Genomic DNA, 20,324 nt, shown 5'->3' on the forward strand with positions numbered 1-20,324 from the left:
CGGTAGTTCAGTTGGTTAGAATACCTGCCTGTCACGCAGGGGGTCGCGGGTTCGAGTCCCGTCCGTTCCGCCACTTATTAGAAAATTAAGCCTGCTACTAAGCAGGCTTAATGATAAGAAGATTTAGGGGCGTAGCTCAGTTGGTAGAGCACCGGTCTCCAAAACCGGGTGTCGCGAGTTCGAGTCTCTCCGCCCCTGCCAGAAACAATCCTTAGCATTATTGCTAAGGATTTTTTTTTACCTGTAATTTGAGTTTTTCCTTCTTTCTATTTTACTCCCGGCATCCTTGCCAGCGTTTTCCTTAATCTTCCAGAATATTCGTTCTCAGCAGATCGCAAATCAGTGCATGTTTATCGCTATTTTGCAGCCAAACTGCATATAACGGGCGTGAAAGCGTTGTACTGTCGGTAACCGTATGGAGATCGCTTTTACCTTTAGCCCAACTGACCGGTAGCCAGCTAAAACCTTTGAGGACTGAAAGTTGCTGCCTGGCTAATTCTGCCGAACTGGTGGTAAGTACCGGCACTTCATCTCCCGCAATCAATCCAGCCTCGTGTTGCTGAAAGTCAGGTCCCCATTCCAGACGCAGATAATTCAGTTCATCTTTGGTTTGTGAAGGAGAACTGCAATAGAGCGCCAGCGTGAAATATCCCAACAGTTGGCTGCTAAATTCGTCCATTTTGGGCGTTTCGGTAGTAATCAATAGATCAAGCTGTCGTTCATGAAGCTGTTTTACTAACGACTGTCGCTGCGCGATCCTCGCTTCAAATTGTAGGCTGGATTGTGGCTCCTGGGATTGGTACAAACGCCCCAGCCAGCCATTAAGCATGCATTCCCAGAGGGATGCGCTGGCACCAATAGAAAACTCGTTATGCCGCGAGGTATTCGCAACCTCCTTACGTGCTGCTTGCCACGTATTCATCAGCGTTTCAGCGTAAGGTAATAATTTTTCACCTGCAGCGGTTAAACGGATATTGTTTCTGTGTCGGGTGAACAGGTTTACACCCAATTGATTTTCCAGTTGTCTGATCCGAAAACTAACCGCTGATTGGGTCAGATAGAGCGCTTCAGCAGCCCTGCCAAAGTGGCGTGTCCGGCTAACTTCCAGGAAAGTTTTTAACAATTCCGTATCCACAACTCGCTCCATAAAATTATTTGTCGTTATGATTTAAATCTTTTGTTTGACGCTCTGTCAAGCGTAACTAATACTCCGCGCCATAAATAGCTCGGCCAAAGAATTAGGAGCGTGCAGGATGGCGGAAAGCTTTACGACGACTAATCGATATTTCGATAATAAATATTATCCCCGCGGATTCTCCCGTCATGGTGATTTCACCATTAAAGAAGCACAACTGCTTGAGCGTCACGGTTATGCTTTCAACGAGCTGGATCTGGGCAAGCGTGAGCCGGTAACGGAAGAAGAAAAACTGTTTGTTGCGGTATGCCGTGGTGAGCGCGAACCGGTTACCGAAGCTGAACGTGTGTGGTCCAAATACATGACGCGCATTAAGCGTCCAAAACGCTTCCACACGCTGTCTGGCGGGAAACCTCAGGTGGAAGGTGCGGAAGACTACACCGAATCTGATGATTAATAAAAAAGGGCGAAAGCCCTTTTTTTATGCCAGTAGTTTCTGCAAATGAATGAGTAATCTGTCTATCGCCCGATACCCAACAGCCTCCTGTAAGTGCTGGCGAGATATATGGTCAGATTGTTCTATATCCGCGATCGTTCGAGCGACCTTTATCAGGCGTAACCAGGCGCGGATGGATAATCCGAGATGCGCGAGCGTTTCTTCAAGCCACTGCGCATCGTCGCTACGCAATGGACAGTATTTATGGATATCCTGACTGTCCAGGTGCGCATTTAACTTATTCTGCCGCCGATACTGACGCTCTCGTGCTGCCATAACGCGTTGCTTCACCGTTGCGCTATCTTCCCCTTTTATCTGGCTCTGGCTGAGTATGCCGGGCGGCGGTAAGGGGATTTCGAGGGAGAGATCGAAGCGGTCAAGAAATGGACCTGATAATCGATTGAGGTAGCGTAGTGTCTGCTCTGGGGTACAGCGGTTATGGTTCCCCTGATAATGTCCTGTTGGGCTGGGATTCATGGCAGCAATAAGCTGAAAACGCGCGGGGTAAGTTATTTTTGCCCGAGTGCGGGATAAATGAATCTGCCCGGACTCAATGGGCTCTCGCAGTGCATCCAGCGTGCGCCGCTCAAACTCGGGAAGTTCATCCAGAAACAGTATGCCGTTATGCGCCAGAGATATCTCGCCTGGCGCAGGAATAGAGCCTCCACCGACCATGGCAGTTAATGAAGCACTGTGATGCGGCGAACGAAAAGGGCGTTGTTTCCACTGTTTTTGTAGCGTGTCGGAATTGACCAGACTTAGAATCGCGGCGCTTTCCAGTGCTTCATCATTGCTCAGTGGCGGAAGCAATCCTCTCAGGCGACTGGCCAGCATGGTCTTACCCGTTCCCGGCGGCCCGATGAGTAAGAGGTTATGACCGCCAGCTGCGGTAAGTTCCAGTCCGCGTTTACCCTGTTCCTGGCCGATAACATCGCTCAGATCATCTGCTAATGCGCAGGGGGTAAAATCTGCCGATGATGGTCTGTCTAAATCATGCTTACCTTCGAGAAATGCGCATACAGCCTGTAGATGATCGGCTATCAGGCACCCTTCACCGTGTATCAGTCCCACTTCAGCTGCATTCTCTTTTGCGACAATAATTCTCCTGCCTGCGCGAATAGCTTCAGTTGCACTTGATATCGCACCGGGAACGCCGCGTAACGCGCCTGTAAGCGCTAATTCGCCTACCAGCTCATATGTATCGAGGTTATGGGTTGTAAGCTGCTCAGACGCAGCCAGAAGCGCAACTGCGATAGGTAAATCATATCGTCCCCCTTCTTTCGGGAGATCGGCCGGAGCGAGGTTTATGGTTATCTTCTTCGCCGGGAATTCATAACCGCTATTAATAATCGCACTGCGAACTCGATCGCGAGCCTCTTTTACCGTTGTTTCGGGTAATCCCACCATGGTTAAACCAGGCAAACCATTACTGATATGTACTTCGATGGTAATGGCTGGCGCATTCACGCCCAGCGCAGCGCGTGTGTGAACAATCGATAGTGACATAAGCCCTCCTGATGAAAGCATTATGTCGCAATACATCGCGGCAAGATTTCACATAATTACGGTTTTTAGAGGCTTATTCCCGTGTTTTTATGTAGCTCAATACTGCTTGCATAAAGCCTGGAATAGCGCTCGCAAACGCTTTTGAATAACGTTTTTAGTAGGGAACGGGTTGCCGAGAATCACCTGAAAAGTGAAATATTTTCACTTTTGATTTTTTGTATAAAAAACAATGATATTTATCTAAACCGTTAACGGCGTCAGAAAAACGAATAAAAAAATATCTTGTGTCATTTGCAAATTCTATGGTAACTCTTTAGGTATTCCTTCGAACAAGATGCAAGAAAATACAAAAATGACAGCCCTTCTACGAGTGATTAGCCTGGTCGTGATTAGCGTGGTGGTGATTATTATCCCACCGTGCGGGGCTGCACTTGGACGAGGAAAGGCTTAGAAAACAAGCCTTAACGAACTAAGACCCCCGCACCGAAAGGTCCGGGGGTTTTTTTTGACCTTAAAAACATACATGAGGAGCAGAAAGTGAACGGTAGCATAAAATTCTGTTTCTCAAGATTTACGGCGGGGATGTAACTATGAATGGGGCACAGTGGGTGGTACATGCGTTGCGTGCACAAGGGGTTCAAACCGTCTTTGGTTATCCTGGTGGCGCAATTATGCCGGTTTACGATGCGTTGTATGACGGCGGCGTAGAACACCTGTTGTGCCGACACGAGCAGGGTGCGGCAATGGCGGCAATTGGCTATGCCCGTGCGACCGGTAAAACCGGTGTGTGTATCGCCACTTCAGGTCCTGGCGCTACCAACCTGATCACCGGACTCGCCGATGCGCTGTTAGATTCTGTTCCTGTGGTGGCGATCACCGGTCAGGTGGCCTCACCTTTCATCGGAACGGATGCGTTCCAGGAAGTGGACGTTCTCGGTATGTCTTTGTCCTGCACCAAACACAGTTTCCTGGTGCAGTCACTGGAAGAGCTGCCGCGCATTATGGCAGAGGCTTTCGCTGTGGCGAACTCCGGTCGTCCGGGTCCGGTTCTGGTTGATATCCCGAAAGACATCCAGCTGGCCAGCGGTACGCTGGAGCCGTATTTTACGACCGTCGAAAACGTAGAGGTTTTCCCGCACGCGGATGTTGAGCAGGCACGTAAAATGCTGGCGCAGGCGCAAAAACCGATCCTGTACGTCGGTGGCGGCGTTGGTATGGCGCAGGCGGTCCCGGCCCTGCGTGAATTTATCGCGGTAACCCAAATGCCGGTCGCCTGCACGTTGAAGGGGCTGGGCGCAGTAGAAGCTGACTACCCATACTATTTGGGTATGTTGGGAATGCATGGCACTAAAGCGGCAAATTTCGCGGTGCAAGAATGTGATTTACTGATTGCAGTGGGTGCGCGTTTTGATGACCGGGTGACCGGCAAGCTGAATACCTTCGCACCGAACGCCAGCGTGATCCACATGGATATTGACCCGGCGGAAATGAACAAGCTGCGCCAGGCGCACGTCGCCCTGCAGGGTGATTTAAGTTCTCTGCTGCCGGCATTGCAGCAATCGCTGAAGATTGACGCATGGCGTCAGCATAGCGCTGAACTGCGCACAGAGCATACCTGGCGCTATGATCATCCCGGTGAGGCTATCTACGCGCCACTGTTGTTGAAACAGTTGTCCGATCGCAAACCCGCGGACAGCGTAGTGACAACGGATGTTGGTCAGCATCAGATGTGGTCGGCGCAGCATATGACCTACACCCGCCCGGAAAATTTCATCACCTCGAGCGGCCTGGGTACGATGGGCTTTGGCCTGCCAGCAGCGGTTGGCGCGCAGGTTGCTCGCCCGAACGATACGGTAATCTGTATCTCCGGTGACGGTTCCTTCATGATGAATGTACAGGAACTGGGCACCGTAAAACGCAAGCAGTTGCCGCTGAAAATAGTCTTACTCGACAACCAGCGGTTAGGCATGGTGCGACAATGGCAGCAGCTTTTTTTCCAGGAACGTTATAGCGAAACCACCCTTACCGATAACCCCGATTTCCTCATGTTGGCCAGCGCCTTCGGCATACCAGGTCAACACATCACCCGTAAAGACCAGGTTGAAGCGGCACTCGACACCATGCTGAACAGCGAGGGGCCATACCTGCTTCATGTCTCAATCGACGAACTTGAGAATGTCTGGCCTCTGGTACCGCCAGGTGCCAGTAACTCAGAAATGCTGGAGAAATTATCATGATGCAACATCAGGTCGCCGTTGAGGCTCGTTTCAATCCGGAAACGTTAGAACGTGTTTTACGCGTGGTACGCCATCGTGGTTTTCAGGTGTGCTCCATGAATATGGAAGCCGCCAGCGATGCGCAAAATATAAATATCGAATTGACCGTTGCCAGCCCCCGGTCGGTCGACTTACTGTTTAGTCAGTTAAGTAAACTGGTAGACGTTGCACATGTTGCTATCTGCCAGAGCACAACCACATCACAACAAATCCGCGCCTGAGCGCAAAAGGAAGAAAAATGACGACGAAAAAAGCTGATTACATTTGGTCTAATGGCGAGATGATTCGTTGGGAAGACGCGAAGGTTCACGTGATGTCCCACGCGCTGCACTACGGTACTTCAGTATTCGAAGGCATCCGTTGCTACGATTCTCACAAAGGGCCGGTGGTGTTCCGTCATCGCGAACATATGCAGCGTCTGCGTGATTCAGCCAAGATCTATCGTTTTCCGGTTTCTCAGAGCGTTGATGAGCTGATGGAAGCTTGCCGCGAGGTGATTCGTAAAAACAATCTGACCAGCGCCTATATTCGTCCGCTGGTGTTTGTTGGCGACGTGGGGATGGGCGTTAACCCGCCAGCGGGATACACCACTGACGTGATCATCGCCGCGTTCCCGTGGGGTGCTTACCTTGGTGCAGAAGCGCTGGAGCAGGGGATCGACGCGATGGTTTCTTCCTGGAACCGCGTTGCGCCGAACACCATCCCTACTGCTGCTAAAGCGGGCGGTAACTATCTGTCTTCGCTGCTGGTGGGTAGCGAAGCGCGTCGTCATGGCTATCAGGAAGGCATTGCGCTGGATGTGAATGGTTACATCTCCGAAGGTGCGGGCGAAAACCTGTTTGAAGTAAAAGACGGCATTCTGTTTACCCCGCCGTTTACCTCTTCTGCACTGCCGGGTATTACCCGTGACGCGATCATTAAGCTGGCGAAAGATCTCGATATCGAAGTGCGTGAGCAGGTGTTGTCCCGTGAATCACTGTACCTGGCCGACGAAGTGTTCATGTCCGGTACCGCGGCCGAAATCACCCCAGTACGCAGTGTCGATGGTATCCAGGTTGGCGAAGGCCGCTGCGGTCCGGTCACCAAACGCATCCAGCAGGCCTTCTTTGGCCTCTTCACCGGTGAAACGGAAGATAAATACGGCTGGTTGGATTCAGTAAACCAATAAAAAAATTAATATTTCCCCAAAATAATTCACGTTGCAGGAAGACGGCAACGCAGCAAGTCCCAGGAGCTTACTGTAGTAAGTGACTGGGGTGAGCGAGGTAGCCAACGCACCTGCGGCGTGAAGTATGCAGGGGAAAGACAGACGGGAGTTAATCAAGCATGCCTAAGTATCGTTCTGCTACCACCACCCACGGCCGCAATATGGCGGGTGCCCGCGCACTGTGGCGCGCCACCGGGATGACCGATGATGACTTCGGTAAACCAATTATCGCTGTGGTGAACTCCTTTACCCAGTTTGTGCCGGGTCACGTCCACCTGCGCGATCTCGGTAAGCTGGTTGCCGAACAAATCGAAGCCTCAGGCGGCGTGGCGAAAGAGTTCAACACCATTGCTGTGGATGATGGTATCGCCATGGGGCACGGTGGCATGCTGTATTCACTGCCGTCGCGTGAGCTGATCGCTGACTCCGTTGAGTACATGGTTAACGCTCACTGCGCTGATGCGATGGTCTGCATCTCCAACTGCGACAAAATCACCCCCGGGATGTTAATGGCCTCTTTGCGCCTGAATATTCCGGTGATCTTTGTTTCCGGCGGTCCGATGGAAGCCGGGAAAACCAAGCTCTCTGACCAAATCATCAAGCTTGACCTGGTTGATGCGATGATTCAGGGGGCTGACCCGAAAGTTTCCGACTCACAAAGCGAGCAGGTTGAACGTTCCGCCTGTCCGACCTGCGGGTCCTGTTCCGGGATGTTCACCGCTAACTCGATGAATTGCCTGACTGAAGCGCTGGGCCTGTCGCAGCCGGGTAACGGTTCACTGCTGGCGACTCACGCCGACCGTAAAGAACTGTTCCTCAACGCAGGTAAGCGCATCGTCGAGCTGACCAAACGCTATTACGAGCAGGATGATGCCTCCGCCCTGCCGCGCAACATTGCCAGCAAAGCGGCGTTTGAGAACGCCATGACGCTGGATATCGCCATGGGCGGTTCCACCAATACCGTTCTGCACCTGCTGGCGGCCGCGCAGGAAGCGGAAATCGACTTCACCATGAGTGATATCGACAAGCTGTCCCGCAAAGTCCCGCAGCTGTGTAAGGTGGCGCCGAGCACGCAGAAATACCATATGGAAGACGTACACCGCGCAGGCGGCGTTCTGGGTATTTTAGGCGAACTGGATCGTGCCGGACTGCTGAACCGCGACGTGAAAAACGTGCTGGGTCTGACTCTGCTGCAAACGCTTGATCGGTATGACGTGATGTTGACCAAAGACGACGCGGTGAAAAAAATGTTCCGTGCCGGCCCGGCCGGCATTCGTACTACCCAGGCATTCTCACAGGATTGCCGTTGGGATACGCTGGATGATGACCGCGCTGAAGGCTGCATTCGCTCGCTGGAGCACGCTTATAGCAAAGACGGCGGTCTGGCAGTTCTGTACGGTAACTTCGCGGAAAACGGCTGTATTGTAAAAACCGCAGGCGTGGATGACAGCATCCTCAAATTCACCGGCCCGGCAAAAGTGTACGAAAGCCAGGATGATGCGGTAGAAGCCATCCTCGGCGGTAAAGTGGTGGCTGGCGACGTGGTTGTCATTCGCTACGAAGGGCCGAAAGGCGGACCAGGCATGCAGGAAATGCTCTACCCAACCACCTTCCTGAAATCGATGGGTCTCGGTAAAGCCTGCGCGCTGATTACCGACGGTCGTTTCTCTGGCGGTACCTCTGGTCTCTCTATCGGTCACGTTTCTCCGGAAGCGGCAAGCGGCGGTAATATCGCGATTATCGAAGATGGTGACATGATTGCCATCGATATCCCGAATCGTGGCATTCAATTGCAACTGAGTGATGCGGAAATCGCTGCGCGCCGTGAAGCGCAGGAAGCTCGCGGTGACAAAGCCTGGACGCCAAAAGATCGTCAGCGTCAGGTCTCCTTTGCACTGCGCGCCTACGCCAGCCTGGCAACCAGCGCCGACAAAGGTGCGGTGCGCGATAAGTCGAAGCTCGGGGGATAATGATCATGGCGGATTCACAACCTCTATCCGGCGCTCCTGAGGGCGCCGAGTATCTCAGAGCGGTACTGCGTGCGCCGGTATACGAAGCGGCACAGGTAACGCCGCTACAGAAAATGGAAAAACTCTCTTCGCGCCTCGACAACGTCATTCTGGTGAAGCGCGAAGACCGTCAACCCGTTCACAGCTTCAAGCTACGCGGTGCCTATGCCATGATGGCGGGCTTGACCGAAGAACAAAAAGCGCATGGCGTCATTACCGCATCGGCTGGTAATCATGCTCAGGGCGTCGCTTTCTCCTCTGCGCGATTAGGCGTGAAGGCGCTGATTGTCATGCCAACGGCTACCGCCGATATCAAAGTCGATGCCGTTCGCGGCTTCGGCGGGGAAGTGCTGCTGCACGGCGCGAACTTTGATGAAGCCAAAGCTAAAGCGATTGAATTGTCGCAGCAGCAGGGTTTTACCTGGGTGCCGCCGTTCGATCATCCGATGGTGATTGCCGGGCAGGGCACGCTGGCGCTGGAGCTGCTCCAGCAGGACGCGCATCTCGATCGCGTTTTTGTGCCAGTTGGCGGCGGTGGTCTGGCGGCGGGCGTGGCGGTGCTGATAAAACAGCTGATGCCGCAAATCAAAGTGATTGCCGTGGAAGCGGAAGATTCGGCCTGTCTGAAAGCGGCGCTGGATGCCGGTCATCCGGTGGATCTGCCGCGTGTGGGTCTCTTTGCCGAAGGCGTGGCGGTGAAACGTATTGGCGATGAAACCTTCCGTCTGTGCCAGGAATACCTCGACGATATTATTACCGTGGATAGCGATGCTATTTGCGCGGCAATGAAAGACCTGTTCGAAGATGTACGCGCGGTGGCGGAGCCTTCCGGGGCGCTGGCGCTGGCGGGGATGAAAAAATACATCGCCCAGCATAATATTCGTGGCGAGCGTCTGGCGCATGTTCTTTCCGGCGCTAACGTTAACTTCCACGGCCTGCGCTATGTTTCTGAACGTTGCGAGCTTGGGGAACAGCGTGAAGCCTTGCTGGCCGTGACCATCCCGGAAGAAAAGGGCAGCTTCCTTAAGTTTTGCCAACTGCTGGGCGGGCGCTCGGTGACCGAGTTTAACTACCGCTTTGCGGATGCGAAAGACGCCTGCATTTTTGTCGGTGTACGTCTGAGCCGCGGGCTGGAAGAGCGTAAGGAAATCCTGCAACTGCTCAATGAGGGCGGCTATAGCGTAGTGGATCTGTCTGATGACGAGATGGCGAAGCTACACGTACGTTATATGGTCGGTGGACGCCCGTCGAAACCCTTACAGGAACGTCTCTACAGCTTTGAATTTCCTGAATCGCCGGGGGCATTGCTCAAATTTCTGCATACCCTGGGGACGCACTGGAATATTTCATTGTTCCACTATCGCAGTCACGGCACCGATTATGGTCGCGTACTGGCGGCGTTTGAGTTGGGTGAACACGAGCCTGATTTCGAAACGCGGCTAAACGAACTGGGTTATGACTGTCACGATGAAACGCATAACCCGGCGTTCAGGTTCTTCCTGGCGGGTTAACAACAGCCATTAAAAAAGGGTTCATGTAAAAACATGAACCCTTTTTGCTACTGAATCAGCAGATTACAGCGTGATAACGTCGAATTCGACTTCGGTGTTCACGTCTGCATCGTAATCCACACCGTCGAGAGCAAAACCGAACAGATTCAGGAATTCCTGCTTGTATCCTGCATAGTCAGTTTCTTGCGCCAGGTTTTCGGTGGTGATCAGCGGCCACAGATCGCGGCATGCCTGCTGAATGTCGTCACGCAGTTCCCAGTCATCCATACGGATACGCTGGTTGTCATCAAGCGCCACTTTATCGCCGTACAGGCTGGTGGTCATCAGACGGTTGATCTGCTCGATACAACCTTCGTGAATCCCCTGCGCTTTCATCAGCTTGAAGACCATGGAGATGTACAGCGGCATTACCGGAATCGCAGAAGATGCCTGGGTGATGACGGACTTCAGTACGGCAACGTTAGCGGAACCGTTCAGCGGGGCCAGCTGGTTACGCAGTTCACCCGCCGCGCGATCGAGATCTTCTTTCGCTTTGCCCAGCGCGCCGTGCCAGTAGATTGGCCAGGTCAGGTCGGTACCGATGTAGGAGTAGGCCACGGTTTTCACGCCGTCAGCCAGCACGCCCGCTTCGCTCAGCGCGCCCATCCACAGTTCCCAGTCTTCGCCGCCCATCACGGTGACGGTGTTCTGAACTTCTTCTTCGGTTGCCGGCTCAATGCTGGCGGTGATGATCTGATCTTTGTTGGTATCGATCGCTTTAGAGGTGTAAACCTCACCGATTGGCTTCAGCGCAGAACGGACGATTTCACCGGTTTTCGGCATTTTACGCACTGGGGAAGCCAGTGAGTAAACCACCAGGTCAATCTGGCCCAGGTCTTCTTTGATCAGTTTGATTACTTCATCACGGCATTCGTCAGAGAACGCATCGCCGTTGATGCTTTTGGAGTACAGACCTTCGCGCTTGGCCGCTTCGTCGAAAGCTGCAGAGTTATACCAGCCTGCGGAACCTGGTTTGGTATCCGTGCCCGGTTTTTCGAAAAATACGCCGATAGTGGCGGCACCGCTGCCAAAGGCGGCGGAAATTCTGGAAGCCAGACCGTAACCAGTGGAAGCACCGATCACCAGCACGCGGGACGGGCCGTTCTCGATTTTCCCGTTCTGCTTAACATACTCGATCTGCTTTTCCACGTTGACTTTGCAGCCAGTCGGATGGGTCGTTGTACAGATGAATCCACGAATTTTTGGTTTGATTATCATAATGATGGCTAATTAAGTTTGTATTTTCGCTGTCAAGTGCGCAATGACACCGTCTGTTCTGGCCTGCTTAACGCGATGGTTAACAAGCCCCCCACTACAATGGATCACGACATTATACAGAAAAGGAGCGCCAATACTGAATCTACCACTGATTTTAGGCCTGACGCTGGCGCTACTCGGCGGATTTACGTTCCAGAACAATCTTCCAGAACGCATCAATCAGCGGCTCATGCAGCCGTTTTTTCGGCGCGCAGACGCCCAGCTCGAACGGCGTTTTTTCGTCGCTGCGTTCTAAAATCATCACGCGGTTGCGTACCGGCTCCGGGCTGTTTTCCAGCACCACTTCCGGCAGCAGCGCCACGCCGCAGCCCAGCGCCACCATTGAGACCATCGCTTCGTGGCCACCCACCGTGGCGTAAATCGATGGGTTGCTGATTTTGTGACGGCGAAACCACAGCTCGATGCGGCGGCGTACCGGACCCTGGTCGGCCATGATAAACGGCACCGTTGACCAGTCGGGCTTATCGACCGATACCTGATTACGCACCGGGCAGGGCAGCGCCGGGGCGATTAGCACGACCGTCAGATTCTCCAGCATCGAGAATGCCACCGCGCCGGGCAGCGTTTCGGGCTTACCGGCAATCGCCAGATCGGCTTCGCCAGTGACCACTTTGTCCATCGCATCGGCGGCGTCGCCGGTGGTGAGCTTAATTTCCACCGATGGATGCTCGGCGCGGAAACGATCGAGAATGGGTGGCAGATGGCTGTATGCGGCAGTTACCGAACAGAAGATATGCAGTTCGCCCGACAGCGACGGTCCCTGCTGATCGAGGGTGTGGCGCAACTGTTGATACTGCAACAGCGTCTGTTGGGCAAACACGCGCAGCTCTTCACCTGCTTCGGTCAGCGTGACCGTGCGGTTATCGCGCACAAACAGCGGCTGCCCGAGATCTTCTTCCAGCCTCTGAATCTGCCGGGAAAGCGTGGATGGGCTGACGTGCATTGCCCGCGCGCTGCGGCCAAAGTGACGACTTTCAGCCAAATGCAGGAACATTTTCAGATCGCGTAAATCCACAGACGAGCCTCCGATTTTCTACGTTGCATAAATTGCAATGTGACGTTGTGAATATATCAATTTCCGCAATAAATTTCCTGTTGTAATGTGGATTCAATCTCGCAAATACAAATCTGCGAACCGAATAATAAGCACCACAACACAACATCACGGAGTACACCATCATGGCTAACTACTTTAATACACTGAACCTGCGCCAGCAGCTGGCACAGCTGGGTAAATGTCGCTTTATGGGCCGCGACGAATTCGCCGATGGTGCGAGCTACCTTCAGGGTAAAAAAGTGGTCATCGTCGGCTGTGGTGCTCAGGGTCTGAACCAGGGCCTGAACATGCGTGACTCCGGTCTGGATATCTCCTACGCACTGCGTAAAGAAGCCATTGCTGAGAAGCGTGCTTCCTGGCGTAAAGCGACCGAAAACGGCTTCAAAGTGGGTACCTACGAAGAGCTGATCCCGCAGGCTGATCTGGTGGTTAACCTGACGCCGGACAAGCAGCACTCCGACGTTGTGCGTTCTGTACAGCCGCTGATGAAAGACGGCGCAGCGCTGGGTTACTCCCACGGCTTCAACATCGTGGAAGTGGGCGAGCAGATCCGTAAAGACATCACCGTCGTGATGGTGGCACCGAAGTGCCCGGGTACTGAAGTTCGTGAAGAGTACAAACGTGGTTTCGGTGTACCGACCCTGATCGCCGTTCACCCGGAAAACGATCCGAAAGGCGAAGGCATGGCTATTGCTAAAGCCTGGGCTGCGGCTACTGGCGGTCACCGTGCGGGTGTGCTGGAGTCCTCCTTCGCTGCGGAAGTGAAATCTGATCTGATGGGTGAGCAGACTATCCTGTGCGGTATGCTGCAGGCCGGTTCTCTGCTGTGCTTCGATAAGCTGGTGGAAGAGGGTACTGACCCGGCATATGCTGAAAAACTGATTCAGTTCGGCTGGGAAACCATCACCGAAGCGCTGAAGCAGGGCGGCATCACCCTGATGATGGACCGTCTGTCTAACCCGGCGAAACTGCGTGCTTACGCGCTGTCCGAACAGCTGAAAGAGATCATGGCACCGCTGTTCCAGAAACACATGGATGACATCATCTCCGGTGAATTCTCTTCCGGTATGATGGCTGACTGGGCTAACGACGATAAGAAACTGCTGACCTGGCGTGAAGAGACCGGCAAAACCGCGTTCGAAACCGCTGCCCAGTTCGACGGTAAAATCGGCGAGCAGGAATACTTTGATAAAGGCGTTCTGATGATTGCGATGGTGAAAGCGGGCGTTGAGCTGGCGTTCGAAACTATGGTGGATTCCGGCATCATCGAAGAATCTGCTTACTACGAATCACTGCACGAACTGCCGTTGATCGCCAACACCATTGCGCGTAAGCGTCTGTACGAAATGAACGTGGTTATCTCTGATACCGCAGAATACGGCAACTACCTGTTCTCTTACGCTTGCGTACCGCTGCTGAAAGAGTTCATGACCACTCTGCAGACCGGCGACTTGGGCAAAGCGATTGCTGAAGGCGCGGTAGACAACGCGCAGCTGCGTGACGTGAACGATGCGATTCGCGGCCATGCTATCGAGAAAGTGGGCCAGAAACTGCGTGGCTACATGACCGATATGAAGCGCATTGCGGTCGCAGGATAATTCCTCATAGAGGAATGGCATATCAACAGCGCTTCGTAGGCCGGATAAGCGAAGCGCTATCCGGCAAAAAAAGCCCGGTGTTTAAACACCGGGCTTTCTATTAGTTACGGTACAGTACTTTAATGATGTGGTAACCGAACTGAGTGTGCAGCGGACCGGTTGGCTCCAGCACAGGGCAGGAAAAGACCACTTTGTCGAATGCCGGAACCATCTGGCCCTGACGGAATTCGCCCAAATCACCGCCGCGTTTGCCTGATGGGCAGATGGAGTGTTTTTTCGCCAGTTTGCCGAAGTCGGCGCCGTTTTTAATCTGCTCCAGAAGATCCAGTGCCAGTTTCTCTTCTTTAACAAGGATATGCACTGCTGCTGCTGTTTTTGCCATGATCGTGCCTTGAGTGGGGTGGTTAAGGCTGGCTATACTACCACGCTGTTATTCTCCCCTCCCGACTTTCATGAGTGACCCTTTATGCGTTTGAACCCCGGACAACAACAAGCCGTCGAATTCGTCACCGGACCTTGCCTGGTGCTGGCGGGCGCGGGTTCCGGCAAGACGCGTGTTATCACTAACAAAATCGCGCATTTGATTCGTGAATGTGGCTATCAGGCACGACATATTGCGGCAGTGACCTTTACCAATAAGGCTGCGCGCGAGATGAAAGAGCGTGTGGCGCAAACGCTGGGTCGTAAAGAGGCGCGTGGGTTGATGATCTCCACCTTCCACACCCTGGGACTGGATATCATTAAGCGTGAATATGCGGCGCTGGGGATGAAGTCTAACTTCTCGTTGTTTGACGATACTGACCAGGTGGCCTTGCTTAAGGAACTGACCGAAGGGCTAATCGAAGACGATAAGCTTATTCTCCAGCAGCTGATCTCGACGATCTCCAACTGGAAAAACGATCTGATGACGCCAGCGCAGGCGGCAGCCAGCGCAAAAGGCGAGCGCGATCGTATTTTTGCCCACTGCTATGGTCTGTATGACGCGCATATGAAGGCGTGCAACGTCCTCGATTTTGACGATCTGATCCTGCTTCCCACGCTGCTGCTACAGCGCAATGAAGAAGTACGTGAGCGCTGGCAAAACAGAATCCGCTACCTGCTGGTGGATGAATATCAGGATACTAACACCAGCCAGTACGAGCTGGTGAAGTTGCTGGTAGGGAAACGTGCGCGCTTTACCGTCGTGGGCGATGACGATCAGTCGATCTACTCCTGGCGCGGCGCCCGTCCGCAGAACCTGGTACTGTTGAGCAAAGATTTTCCGGCTTTGCAGGTGGTGAAGCTGGAGCAAAACTACCGTTCATCAGGTCGCATCCTTAAGGCGGCGAACATCCTCATTGCGAACAATCCACACGTCTTTGAAAAGCGGCTCTTTTCCGAGCTGGGTTACGGTGCTGAGCTGAAGGTACTAAGTGCCAATAATGAAGAGCACGAAGCGGAACGCGTGACCGGGGAATTAATTGCCCATCACTTTGTGAACAAGACTCAATATAAAGACTACGCCATCCTGTATCGCGGCAACCATCAGTCACGCGTGTTCGAAAAGTTTCTAATGCAGAACCGTATCCCGTACAAAATTTCCGGCGGAACATCGTTCTTCTCGCGTCCGGAAATTAAAGATCTGCTGGCCTACCTGCGTGTGCTGAGCAACCCGGATGACGACAGCGCATTTTTGCGCATCGTAAACACGCCAAAGCGTGAAATCGGTCCGGCTACGCTGCAAAAGTTGGGTGAATGGGCGATGACGCGTAATAAAAGCCTGTTTACCGCCAGCTTTGATATGGGGCTTAGCCAGACACTGACCGGGCGCGGGTATGACTCTCTGACCCGCTTTACGCACTGGCTGGGTGAAATTCAGCGCCTGGCGGAGCGCGAACCGGTTGCCGCTGTGCGCGATCTTATTCACGGTATTGATTACGAATCCTGGCTGTATGAAACCTCGCCGAGCCCGAAAGCGGCTGAAATGCGTATGAAAAACGTCAATACGCTGTTCAGCTGGATGACGGAGATGCTGGAAGGCAGTGAGCTGGAAGAGCCAATGACCCTGACCCAGGTCGTTACCCGCTTTACACTGCGCGACATGATGGAGCGCGGAGAGAGCGAAGAAGAACTGGATCAGGTGCAGTTGATGACGCTGCATGCCTCAAAAGGACTGGAATTCCCGTATGTATTTATGGTGGGAATGGAAGAGGGATTTTTGCCGCACCAGAGCAGCATCGATGAAGACAATATCGACGAAGAGCGTCGTCTGGCTTACGTAGGGATTACGCGTGCACAAAAAGAACTCATCTTCACGCTATGTAAAGAGCGTCGTCAGTACGGTGAACTGGTGCGCCCGGAACCGAGTCGCTTCCTGTTGGAACTGCCGCAAGATGACGTTATCTGGGAACAAGAGCGTAAAGTGGTGAGTGCTGAGGAGCGGATGCAAAAAGGACAGGCCAGCATCGCTAATATTCGGGCGATGATGGCGAAAGCTAAAGCGAAGTAGATATTTTGTAGGCCGGATACGTGTAAACGCGCGCTATCCGGCAACCAACATCTAATGAACGTCCAGTGGCCAGTGGACATAGCTTTGCCACTGACTTTCCTGATCGATTAACTCTTTACCCAGCGGATGATGTTCCAGCCAGCCTTCTGGTAGCGTGACCGTCAGGTGCTCGTTTCTTGCATCCATTTGAATTTCCGGCACAAGATCGTCACGGCGACGGCTGGCGAAGATGATCGCCAAACGTAGCAAACGGCAAAGATGCTCTGCGATGCGCGGTGGCACTGCGTTTTGCTGGTGGAGCGAAGAGAGATCGACGGGATTGGTCTGGTTGAGTAACAGCGTTGCTAGCAGTTTCTTTTGCGCAGGGGTAAAACCCGGGAGATCGAGATTGCGCACCAGATAAGCGGCATGCTGTGGTGCCTGTTTAAAATCAACGCTTAGGCCAATTTCATGCAGCTGACAGGCACTAATCAGTAGTTCGCGGCTAATCGGTTCAAGATGCCACTTTTTTTCTACCTGATCGAGAAATTTAGTCGCTAAATTAGCAACGCGATGTGCTTGCTCTGTATCGACCATAAAGCGACGCTGGATATTGCGTAATGTGCGGCTACGAATATCCTGATCCACCGCCAGGTGCAGCATACCGTAGACCAGACCTTCACGTAATGCGCCGCCGGCCAGGGTCATGCATTGAATGTTCAGTTCGGTGAAAATAGCAATCAGAATGGCCAGCCCGCTGGGGAAAACCAGCGCACGTTCCAGCGTTAACCCTTCGATTTCCAGCTCTTCCAGACGACCGCAGTGAATGGCGCGCTGTTTGAGCTGCTGAAGTTTGGCCAACGTAATGCGCTCATCCATGCCCTGCGCCATCATGATTTCCTGCAACGCCTGGACGGTGCCAGAGGCACCAACGCAAACTTTCCAGCCATGAAAACGCAGTTTGTCGGCGACCGGGCGCAGAACTTCACGTGCGGCCTTCTCTGCCTCGTCAAAGTTTTCCTGTGCCAGATTACGATCGGTAAAATAGCGTTCGAGCCAGGTGACGCAGCCCATCGACAGGCTGAACAGAGAGGTGGTTTGTGCGCCGGAACCGGTGACTAATTCAGTGCTGGCGCCACCAATATCCACAACCAGACGCTGATCGGCACCGCCGGTTGTGTGGGCTACACCTTGATAAATCAGTCGCGCTTCTTCTTCACCGCTAATTACCTGGACAGGGCAGCCAAGGATCTCTTGCGCTTTGGCAATAAACACATCGGCATTTACGGCGATGCGTAATGTTGCCGTGGCGACCACCCGGATTTGTGGATGCGGAATATCCTGCAGACGTTCTGCAAACAAGCGCAAGCATTGCCAGCCGCGCTCCATCGCTTCAACAGAGAGCTCGTTGTCACCGTTGAGTCCAGCGGCCAGACGCACTTTGCGTTTGATACGCGTGAGCGTCTGGATGCTTCCTGCCACCTCGCGTACAACCAGCATATGAAAACTATTCGAGCCGAGATCGATTGCCGCATACAGCGAAGTAGAATTCATACACTTCATCCTTCAACCTGTATCTGTGTTGGCTGCGTTCTCTCACCCGAATCACTTACTAAAGTAAGCTCATCGGGATTCGTTTTCTTGCCGCCTTGATACAGGCTGAATGATTTTGTGTATGGCATAACTTTTCTTAACCTGAACGACGACGATTACGCGGAGCACCACCGGTACGGCGTGGGCCATTGCCTGTACGCGGGCGCGTTAAGCGCAACGGCTTCGGCAGATCGGTCATCAGCGCATCCGGGTTATATTTGCTTACCGGAATCGAGTGGCCGATATAGGTCTCGATTGCGGGTAAATTCAGCGCGTACTCTTCACAGGCCAGGCTGATAGAGTGACCGCTTGCGCCAGCACGTCCGGTACGACCGATACGGTGAACGTAATCTTCACAGTCATCCGGCAGGTCATAGTTAAATACGTGCGTTACGGCTGGGATATGCAGACCACGCGCAGCGACATCCGTCGCGACGAGAATGTCGAGATCGCCACGGGTGAATTCATCAAGAATACGCAGACGTTTTTTCTGTGCTACGTCACCGGTCAGCAGACCGACGCGATGACCGTCCGCAGCAAGGCTGCCCCAGATATCTTCACAACGATGCTTGGTGTTAGCAAAAACAATGGCGCGATCTGGCCACTCTTCTTCAATCAGCGTTTGCAGCAAACGCATTTTCTCTTCGTTGGAAGGGTAGAAGAGCTCTTCTTTAATGCGGTGGCCTGTTTTCTGTTCCGGTTCGACTTCAACGTACTCAGCGTTATTCATCTGTTCGAACGCCAGTTCGCGAACGCGGTATGAGAGGGTTGCAGAAAACAGCATGTTCAGACGTTGGGTGGTTGGCGGCATACGACGGAACAGCCAACGGATATCTTTAATAAAGCCCAGATCGTACATACGATCGGCTTCATCCAGCACCACGACCTGAATCGCGCCCAGATTAATGTGGTTCTGTTTTGCATAGTCGATGAGACGACCGGTCGTGCCGATAAGAATATCGACGCCGCTTTCCAGCACTTTCAGTTGTTTATCATAACCGTCGCCGCCATACGCCAGGCCTAATTTCAGACCCGTGGTCTGTGCCAGCGGCTCGGCATCGGCGTGGATCTGCACGGCTAACTCACGCGTTGGCGCCATAATTAACGCACGCGGTTGGTTCACCTTGCGATCGGCAATCGCGGGATGAGAGAGAAGATAATGAAACGTTGACGTCAGGAACGCCATCGTTTTTCCGGTACCGGTTTGCGCCTGCCCGGCAACATCACGACCAGCCAGCGTTAGCGGCAGCGCGAGGGCCTGAATGGGCGTGCAGTTATGAAAGCCTTTGTTTTCAAGGGCTTCTATCACCTTTGGGTGCAGGGCGAAGTCGGAAAACTTCTGTTCTGTTAAATGTGTTTTGCTCATAGTGTGGTAGAATATCAGCTTACTATTGCTTTACGAAAGCGTATCCGGTGAAATAAAGTCAACCTTTAGTTGGTTAATGCTACATCAACACGTCGTTGATTAATGCTACACCAATGCACCAGGCTTATTCCTGTGGAGTTATTATGAGCGATAAAATTATTCACCTGACTGACGACAGTTTTGACACGGATGTACTCAAAGCGGACGGAGCAATCCTCGTTGATTTCTGGGCAGAGTGGTGCGGTCCGTGCAAAATGATCGCTCCGATTCTGGATGAAATCGCTGACGAATATCAGGGCAAACTGACGGTTGCTAAACTGAACATTGACCAAAACCCAGGCACCGCGCCGAAGTATGGTATCCGAGGCATCCCGACCCTGCTGCTGTTTAAAAACGGTGAAGTTGCGGCGACGAAAGTCGGCGCGCTGTCCAAAGGTCAGTTGAAAGAATTCCTCGACGCTAATTTAGCGTAAGGAAGTCTCATGATCGGGCGACCCTACTTCGAAATGATTCGGATGACTGGACGCCCGACTTGAGTCGTGCTAAGTTAGTGTTGACTTCGTATTAAACATACCTTATTAAGTTTGAATCTAGTTATATCCAATACTTCCCGTTGTTTCTCGCGCGAGAAGTGGACAGATTCCTGGCTTGTCACTCAATCCGTCTTGTCGTTTCAGTTCTGCGTACTTTCCTGTGACCAGACAGCGAACAGACATGAGTTGATGGCCGTAAACAGGCATGGATGACCCTGCCATACCATTCACAACATTAAGTTCGAGATTTACC

General features: G+C 52.9%; 18 protein-coding genes and 1 tRNA gene. 12 read left to right on the plus strand and 7 right to left on the minus strand.

The window, feature by feature from the left end; translation table 11 throughout:
• Positions 1-125 precede the first annotated feature (125 nt).
• A tRNA-Trp gene (locus OGY18_RS04710) sits at positions 126-201 on the plus strand.
• A gap of 100 nt (positions 202-301) precedes the next feature.
• Here the strand turns inward: OGY18_RS04710 and hdfR are convergent.
• The gene (gene hdfR / locus OGY18_RS04715) at positions 302-1,147 is read right to left on the minus strand and encodes an HTH-type transcriptional regulator HdfR (RefSeq protein WP_008787063.1); all 846 of its coding nucleotides are present in this window, start codon (positions 1,145-1,147) and stop codon (positions 302-304) included.
• A 106-nt stretch (positions 1,148-1,253) separates the two neighbouring features.
• Here hdfR and maoP point away from each other — a divergent pair, with 106 nt between their 5' ends.
• On the plus strand, positions 1,254-1,592 hold the full coding sequence (gene maoP / locus OGY18_RS04720) for a macrodomain Ori organization protein MaoP (RefSeq protein WP_003018025.1): 339 nt from the start codon (positions 1,254-1,256) through the stop codon (positions 1,590-1,592).
• A 24-nt stretch (positions 1,593-1,616) separates the two neighbouring features.
• Here maoP and OGY18_RS04725 read toward each other — a convergent pair whose 3' ends face one another.
• Entirely contained in the window at positions 1,617-3,137 is a 1,521-nt protein-coding gene (locus OGY18_RS04725; protein WP_286552051.1) for a YifB family Mg chelatase-like AAA ATPase, read from the minus strand.
• Positions 3,138-3,489: 352 nt separating this feature from the next.
• Here OGY18_RS04725 and ilvL point away from each other — a divergent pair, with 352 nt between their 5' ends.
• The 6 genes from ilvL to ilvA all read left to right on the plus strand — a co-directional run bounded on the left by ilvL (position 3,490) and on the right by ilvA (position 10,140).
• Positions 3,490-3,588 carry an ilv operon leader peptide gene (gene ilvL / locus OGY18_RS04730; protein WP_001311244.1) on the plus strand — a complete coding sequence of 33 codons (99 nt, stop codon included), beginning with the start codon at positions 3,490-3,492 and terminating at the stop codon, positions 3,586-3,588.
• Positions 3,589-3,727: 139 nt separating this feature from the next.
• Positions 3,728-5,374: an acetolactate synthase 2 catalytic subunit gene (ilvG, locus tag OGY18_RS04735; protein WP_286552054.1), complete on the plus strand. Its 1,647-nt coding sequence runs from the start codon at positions 3,728-3,730 to the stop codon at positions 5,372-5,374.
• On the plus strand, positions 5,371-5,634 hold the full coding sequence (ilvM, locus tag OGY18_RS04740) for an acetolactate synthase 2 small subunit (protein WP_003018017.1): 264 nt from the start codon (positions 5,371-5,373) through the stop codon (positions 5,632-5,634). Before ilvG ends, ilvM begins: the two co-directional genes overlap by 4 nt.
• Before the next feature lie 17 nt (positions 5,635-5,651).
• Positions 5,652-6,581: a branched-chain amino acid transaminase gene (locus tag OGY18_RS04745; protein ID WP_003829030.1), complete on the plus strand. Its 930-nt coding sequence runs from the start codon at positions 5,652-5,654 to the stop codon at positions 6,579-6,581.
• Positions 6,582-6,739: 158 nt separating this feature from the next.
• Complete coding sequence (ilvD, locus tag OGY18_RS04750) at positions 6,740-8,590, plus strand: dihydroxy-acid dehydratase (protein WP_286552057.1); 1,851 nt, start codon at positions 6,740-6,742, stop codon at positions 8,588-8,590.
• Between the two features lie 5 nt (positions 8,591-8,595).
• The gene (gene ilvA / locus OGY18_RS04755) at positions 8,596-10,140 is read left to right on the plus strand and encodes a threonine ammonia-lyase, biosynthetic (RefSeq protein ID WP_003018007.1); all 1,545 of its coding nucleotides are present in this window, start codon (positions 8,596-8,598) and stop codon (positions 10,138-10,140) included.
• Between the two features lie 63 nt (positions 10,141-10,203).
• On the opposite strand, the gene fabV is transcribed toward ilvA, so the two are convergent.
• Together fabV and ilvY are read right to left on the minus strand one after the other, a co-directional pair.
• Positions 10,204-11,397: an enoyl-ACP reductase FabV gene (gene fabV, locus OGY18_RS04760; RefSeq protein ID WP_008787067.1), complete on the minus strand. Its 1,194-nt coding sequence runs from the start codon at positions 11,395-11,397 to the stop codon at positions 10,204-10,206.
• A 172-nt stretch (positions 11,398-11,569) separates the two neighbouring features.
• Positions 11,570-12,472 (minus strand): HTH-type transcriptional activator IlvY, encoded by a 903-nt coding sequence (ilvY, locus tag OGY18_RS04765; protein WP_003829023.1) that lies wholly within the window; start codon positions 12,470-12,472, stop codon positions 11,570-11,572.
• Between the two features lie 164 nt (positions 12,473-12,636).
• On the opposite strand from ilvY, the gene ilvC reads away from it, so the two are divergent.
• Entirely contained in the window at positions 12,637-14,112 is a 1,476-nt protein-coding gene (gene ilvC / locus OGY18_RS04770) for a ketol-acid reductoisomerase (protein ID WP_286552060.1), read from the plus strand.
• 100 nt (positions 14,113-14,212) lie between these two features.
• Here the strand turns inward: ilvC and ppiC are convergent, their stop codons facing one another.
• Positions 14,213-14,494 (minus strand): peptidylprolyl isomerase PpiC, encoded by a 282-nt coding sequence (gene ppiC, locus OGY18_RS04775; RefSeq protein ID WP_003017999.1) that lies wholly within the window; start codon positions 14,492-14,494, stop codon positions 14,213-14,215.
• Positions 14,495-14,578: 84 nt separating this feature from the next.
• On the opposite strand from ppiC, the gene rep reads away from it, so the two are divergent.
• Positions 14,579-16,600, plus strand: coding sequence for a DNA helicase Rep (gene rep, locus OGY18_RS04780; RefSeq protein WP_003829018.1), 2,022 nt, complete (start codon positions 14,579-14,581; stop codon positions 16,598-16,600).
• A gap of 51 nt (positions 16,601-16,651) precedes the next feature.
• On the opposite strand, the gene gppA is transcribed toward rep, so the two are convergent.
• The gene (gene gppA / locus OGY18_RS04785) at positions 16,652-18,133 is read right to left on the minus strand and encodes a guanosine-5'-triphosphate,3'-diphosphate diphosphatase (protein WP_003829016.1); all 1,482 of its coding nucleotides are present in this window, start codon (positions 18,131-18,133) and stop codon (positions 16,652-16,654) included.
• 136 nt (positions 18,134-18,269) lie between these two features.
• Positions 18,270-19,538: an ATP-dependent RNA helicase RhlB gene (gene rhlB, locus OGY18_RS04790; protein WP_003829013.1), complete on the minus strand. Its 1,269-nt coding sequence runs from the start codon at positions 19,536-19,538 to the stop codon at positions 18,270-18,272.
• A gap of 143 nt (positions 19,539-19,681) precedes the next feature.
• On the opposite strand from rhlB, the gene trxA reads away from it, so the two are divergent.
• Together trxA and OGY18_RS04800 are read left to right on the plus strand one after the other, a co-directional pair.
• On the plus strand, positions 19,682-20,011 hold the full coding sequence (gene trxA / locus OGY18_RS04795; RefSeq protein WP_001280776.1) for a thioredoxin TrxA: 330 nt from the start codon (positions 19,682-19,684) through the stop codon (positions 20,009-20,011).
• 130 nt (positions 20,012-20,141) lie between these two features.
• On the plus strand, positions 20,142-20,261 hold the full coding sequence (locus OGY18_RS04800; protein ID WP_049259789.1) for a rho operon leader peptide: 120 nt from the start codon (positions 20,142-20,144) through the stop codon (positions 20,259-20,261).
• Positions 20,262-20,324: the final 63 nt, after the last annotated feature.

The sequence above is a fragment of the Citrobacter sp. Cpo142 genome, assembly GCF_030332425.1.
GTDB lineage: Bacteria > Pseudomonadota > Gammaproteobacteria > Enterobacterales > Enterobacteriaceae > Citrobacter > Citrobacter portucalensis.

Bases quoted from the DNA above. Each gene is read 5' to 3' on its own strand.
- hdfR (WP_008787063.1), bottom strand. From the start codon at position 1,147: ATGGAGCGAGTTGTGGATACGGAATTGTTAAAAACTTTCCTGGAAGTT.
- maoP (WP_003018025.1), top strand. From the start codon at position 1,254: ATGGCGGAAAGCTTTACGACGACTAATCGATATTTCGATAATAAATAT.
- OGY18_RS04725 (WP_286552051.1), bottom strand. From the start codon at position 3,137: ATGTCACTATCGATTGTTCACACACGCGCTGCGCTGGGCGTGAATGCG.
- ilvL (WP_001311244.1), top strand. From the start codon at position 3,490: ATGACAGCCCTTCTACGAGTGATTAGCCTGGTCGTGATTAGCGTGGTG.
- ilvG (WP_286552054.1), top strand. From the start codon at position 3,728: ATGAATGGGGCACAGTGGGTGGTACATGCGTTGCGTGCACAAGGGGTT.
- ilvM (WP_003018017.1), top strand. From the start codon at position 5,371: ATGATGCAACATCAGGTCGCCGTTGAGGCTCGTTTCAATCCGGAAACG.
- OGY18_RS04745 (WP_003829030.1), top strand. From the start codon at position 5,652: ATGACGACGAAAAAAGCTGATTACATTTGGTCTAATGGCGAGATGATT.
- ilvD (WP_286552057.1), top strand. From the start codon at position 6,740: ATGCCTAAGTATCGTTCTGCTACCACCACCCACGGCCGCAATATGGCG.
- ilvA (WP_003018007.1), top strand. From the start codon at position 8,596: ATGGCGGATTCACAACCTCTATCCGGCGCTCCTGAGGGCGCCGAGTAT.
- fabV (WP_008787067.1), bottom strand. From the start codon at position 11,397: ATGATAATCAAACCAAAAATTCGTGGATTCATCTGTACAACGACCCAT.
- ilvC (WP_286552060.1), top strand. From the start codon at position 12,637: ATGGCTAACTACTTTAATACACTGAACCTGCGCCAGCAGCTGGCACAG.
- ppiC (WP_003017999.1), bottom strand. From the start codon at position 14,494: ATGGCAAAAACAGCAGCAGCAGTGCATATCCTTGTTAAAGAAGAGAAA.
- rep (WP_003829018.1), top strand. From the start codon at position 14,579: ATGCGTTTGAACCCCGGACAACAACAAGCCGTCGAATTCGTCACCGGA.
- gppA (WP_003829016.1), bottom strand. From the start codon at position 18,133: ATGAATTCTACTTCGCTGTATGCGGCAATCGATCTCGGCTCGAATAGT.
- rhlB (WP_003829013.1), bottom strand. From the start codon at position 19,538: ATGAGCAAAACACATTTAACAGAACAGAAGTTTTCCGACTTCGCCCTG.
- trxA (WP_001280776.1), top strand. From the start codon at position 19,682: ATGAGCGATAAAATTATTCACCTGACTGACGACAGTTTTGACACGGAT.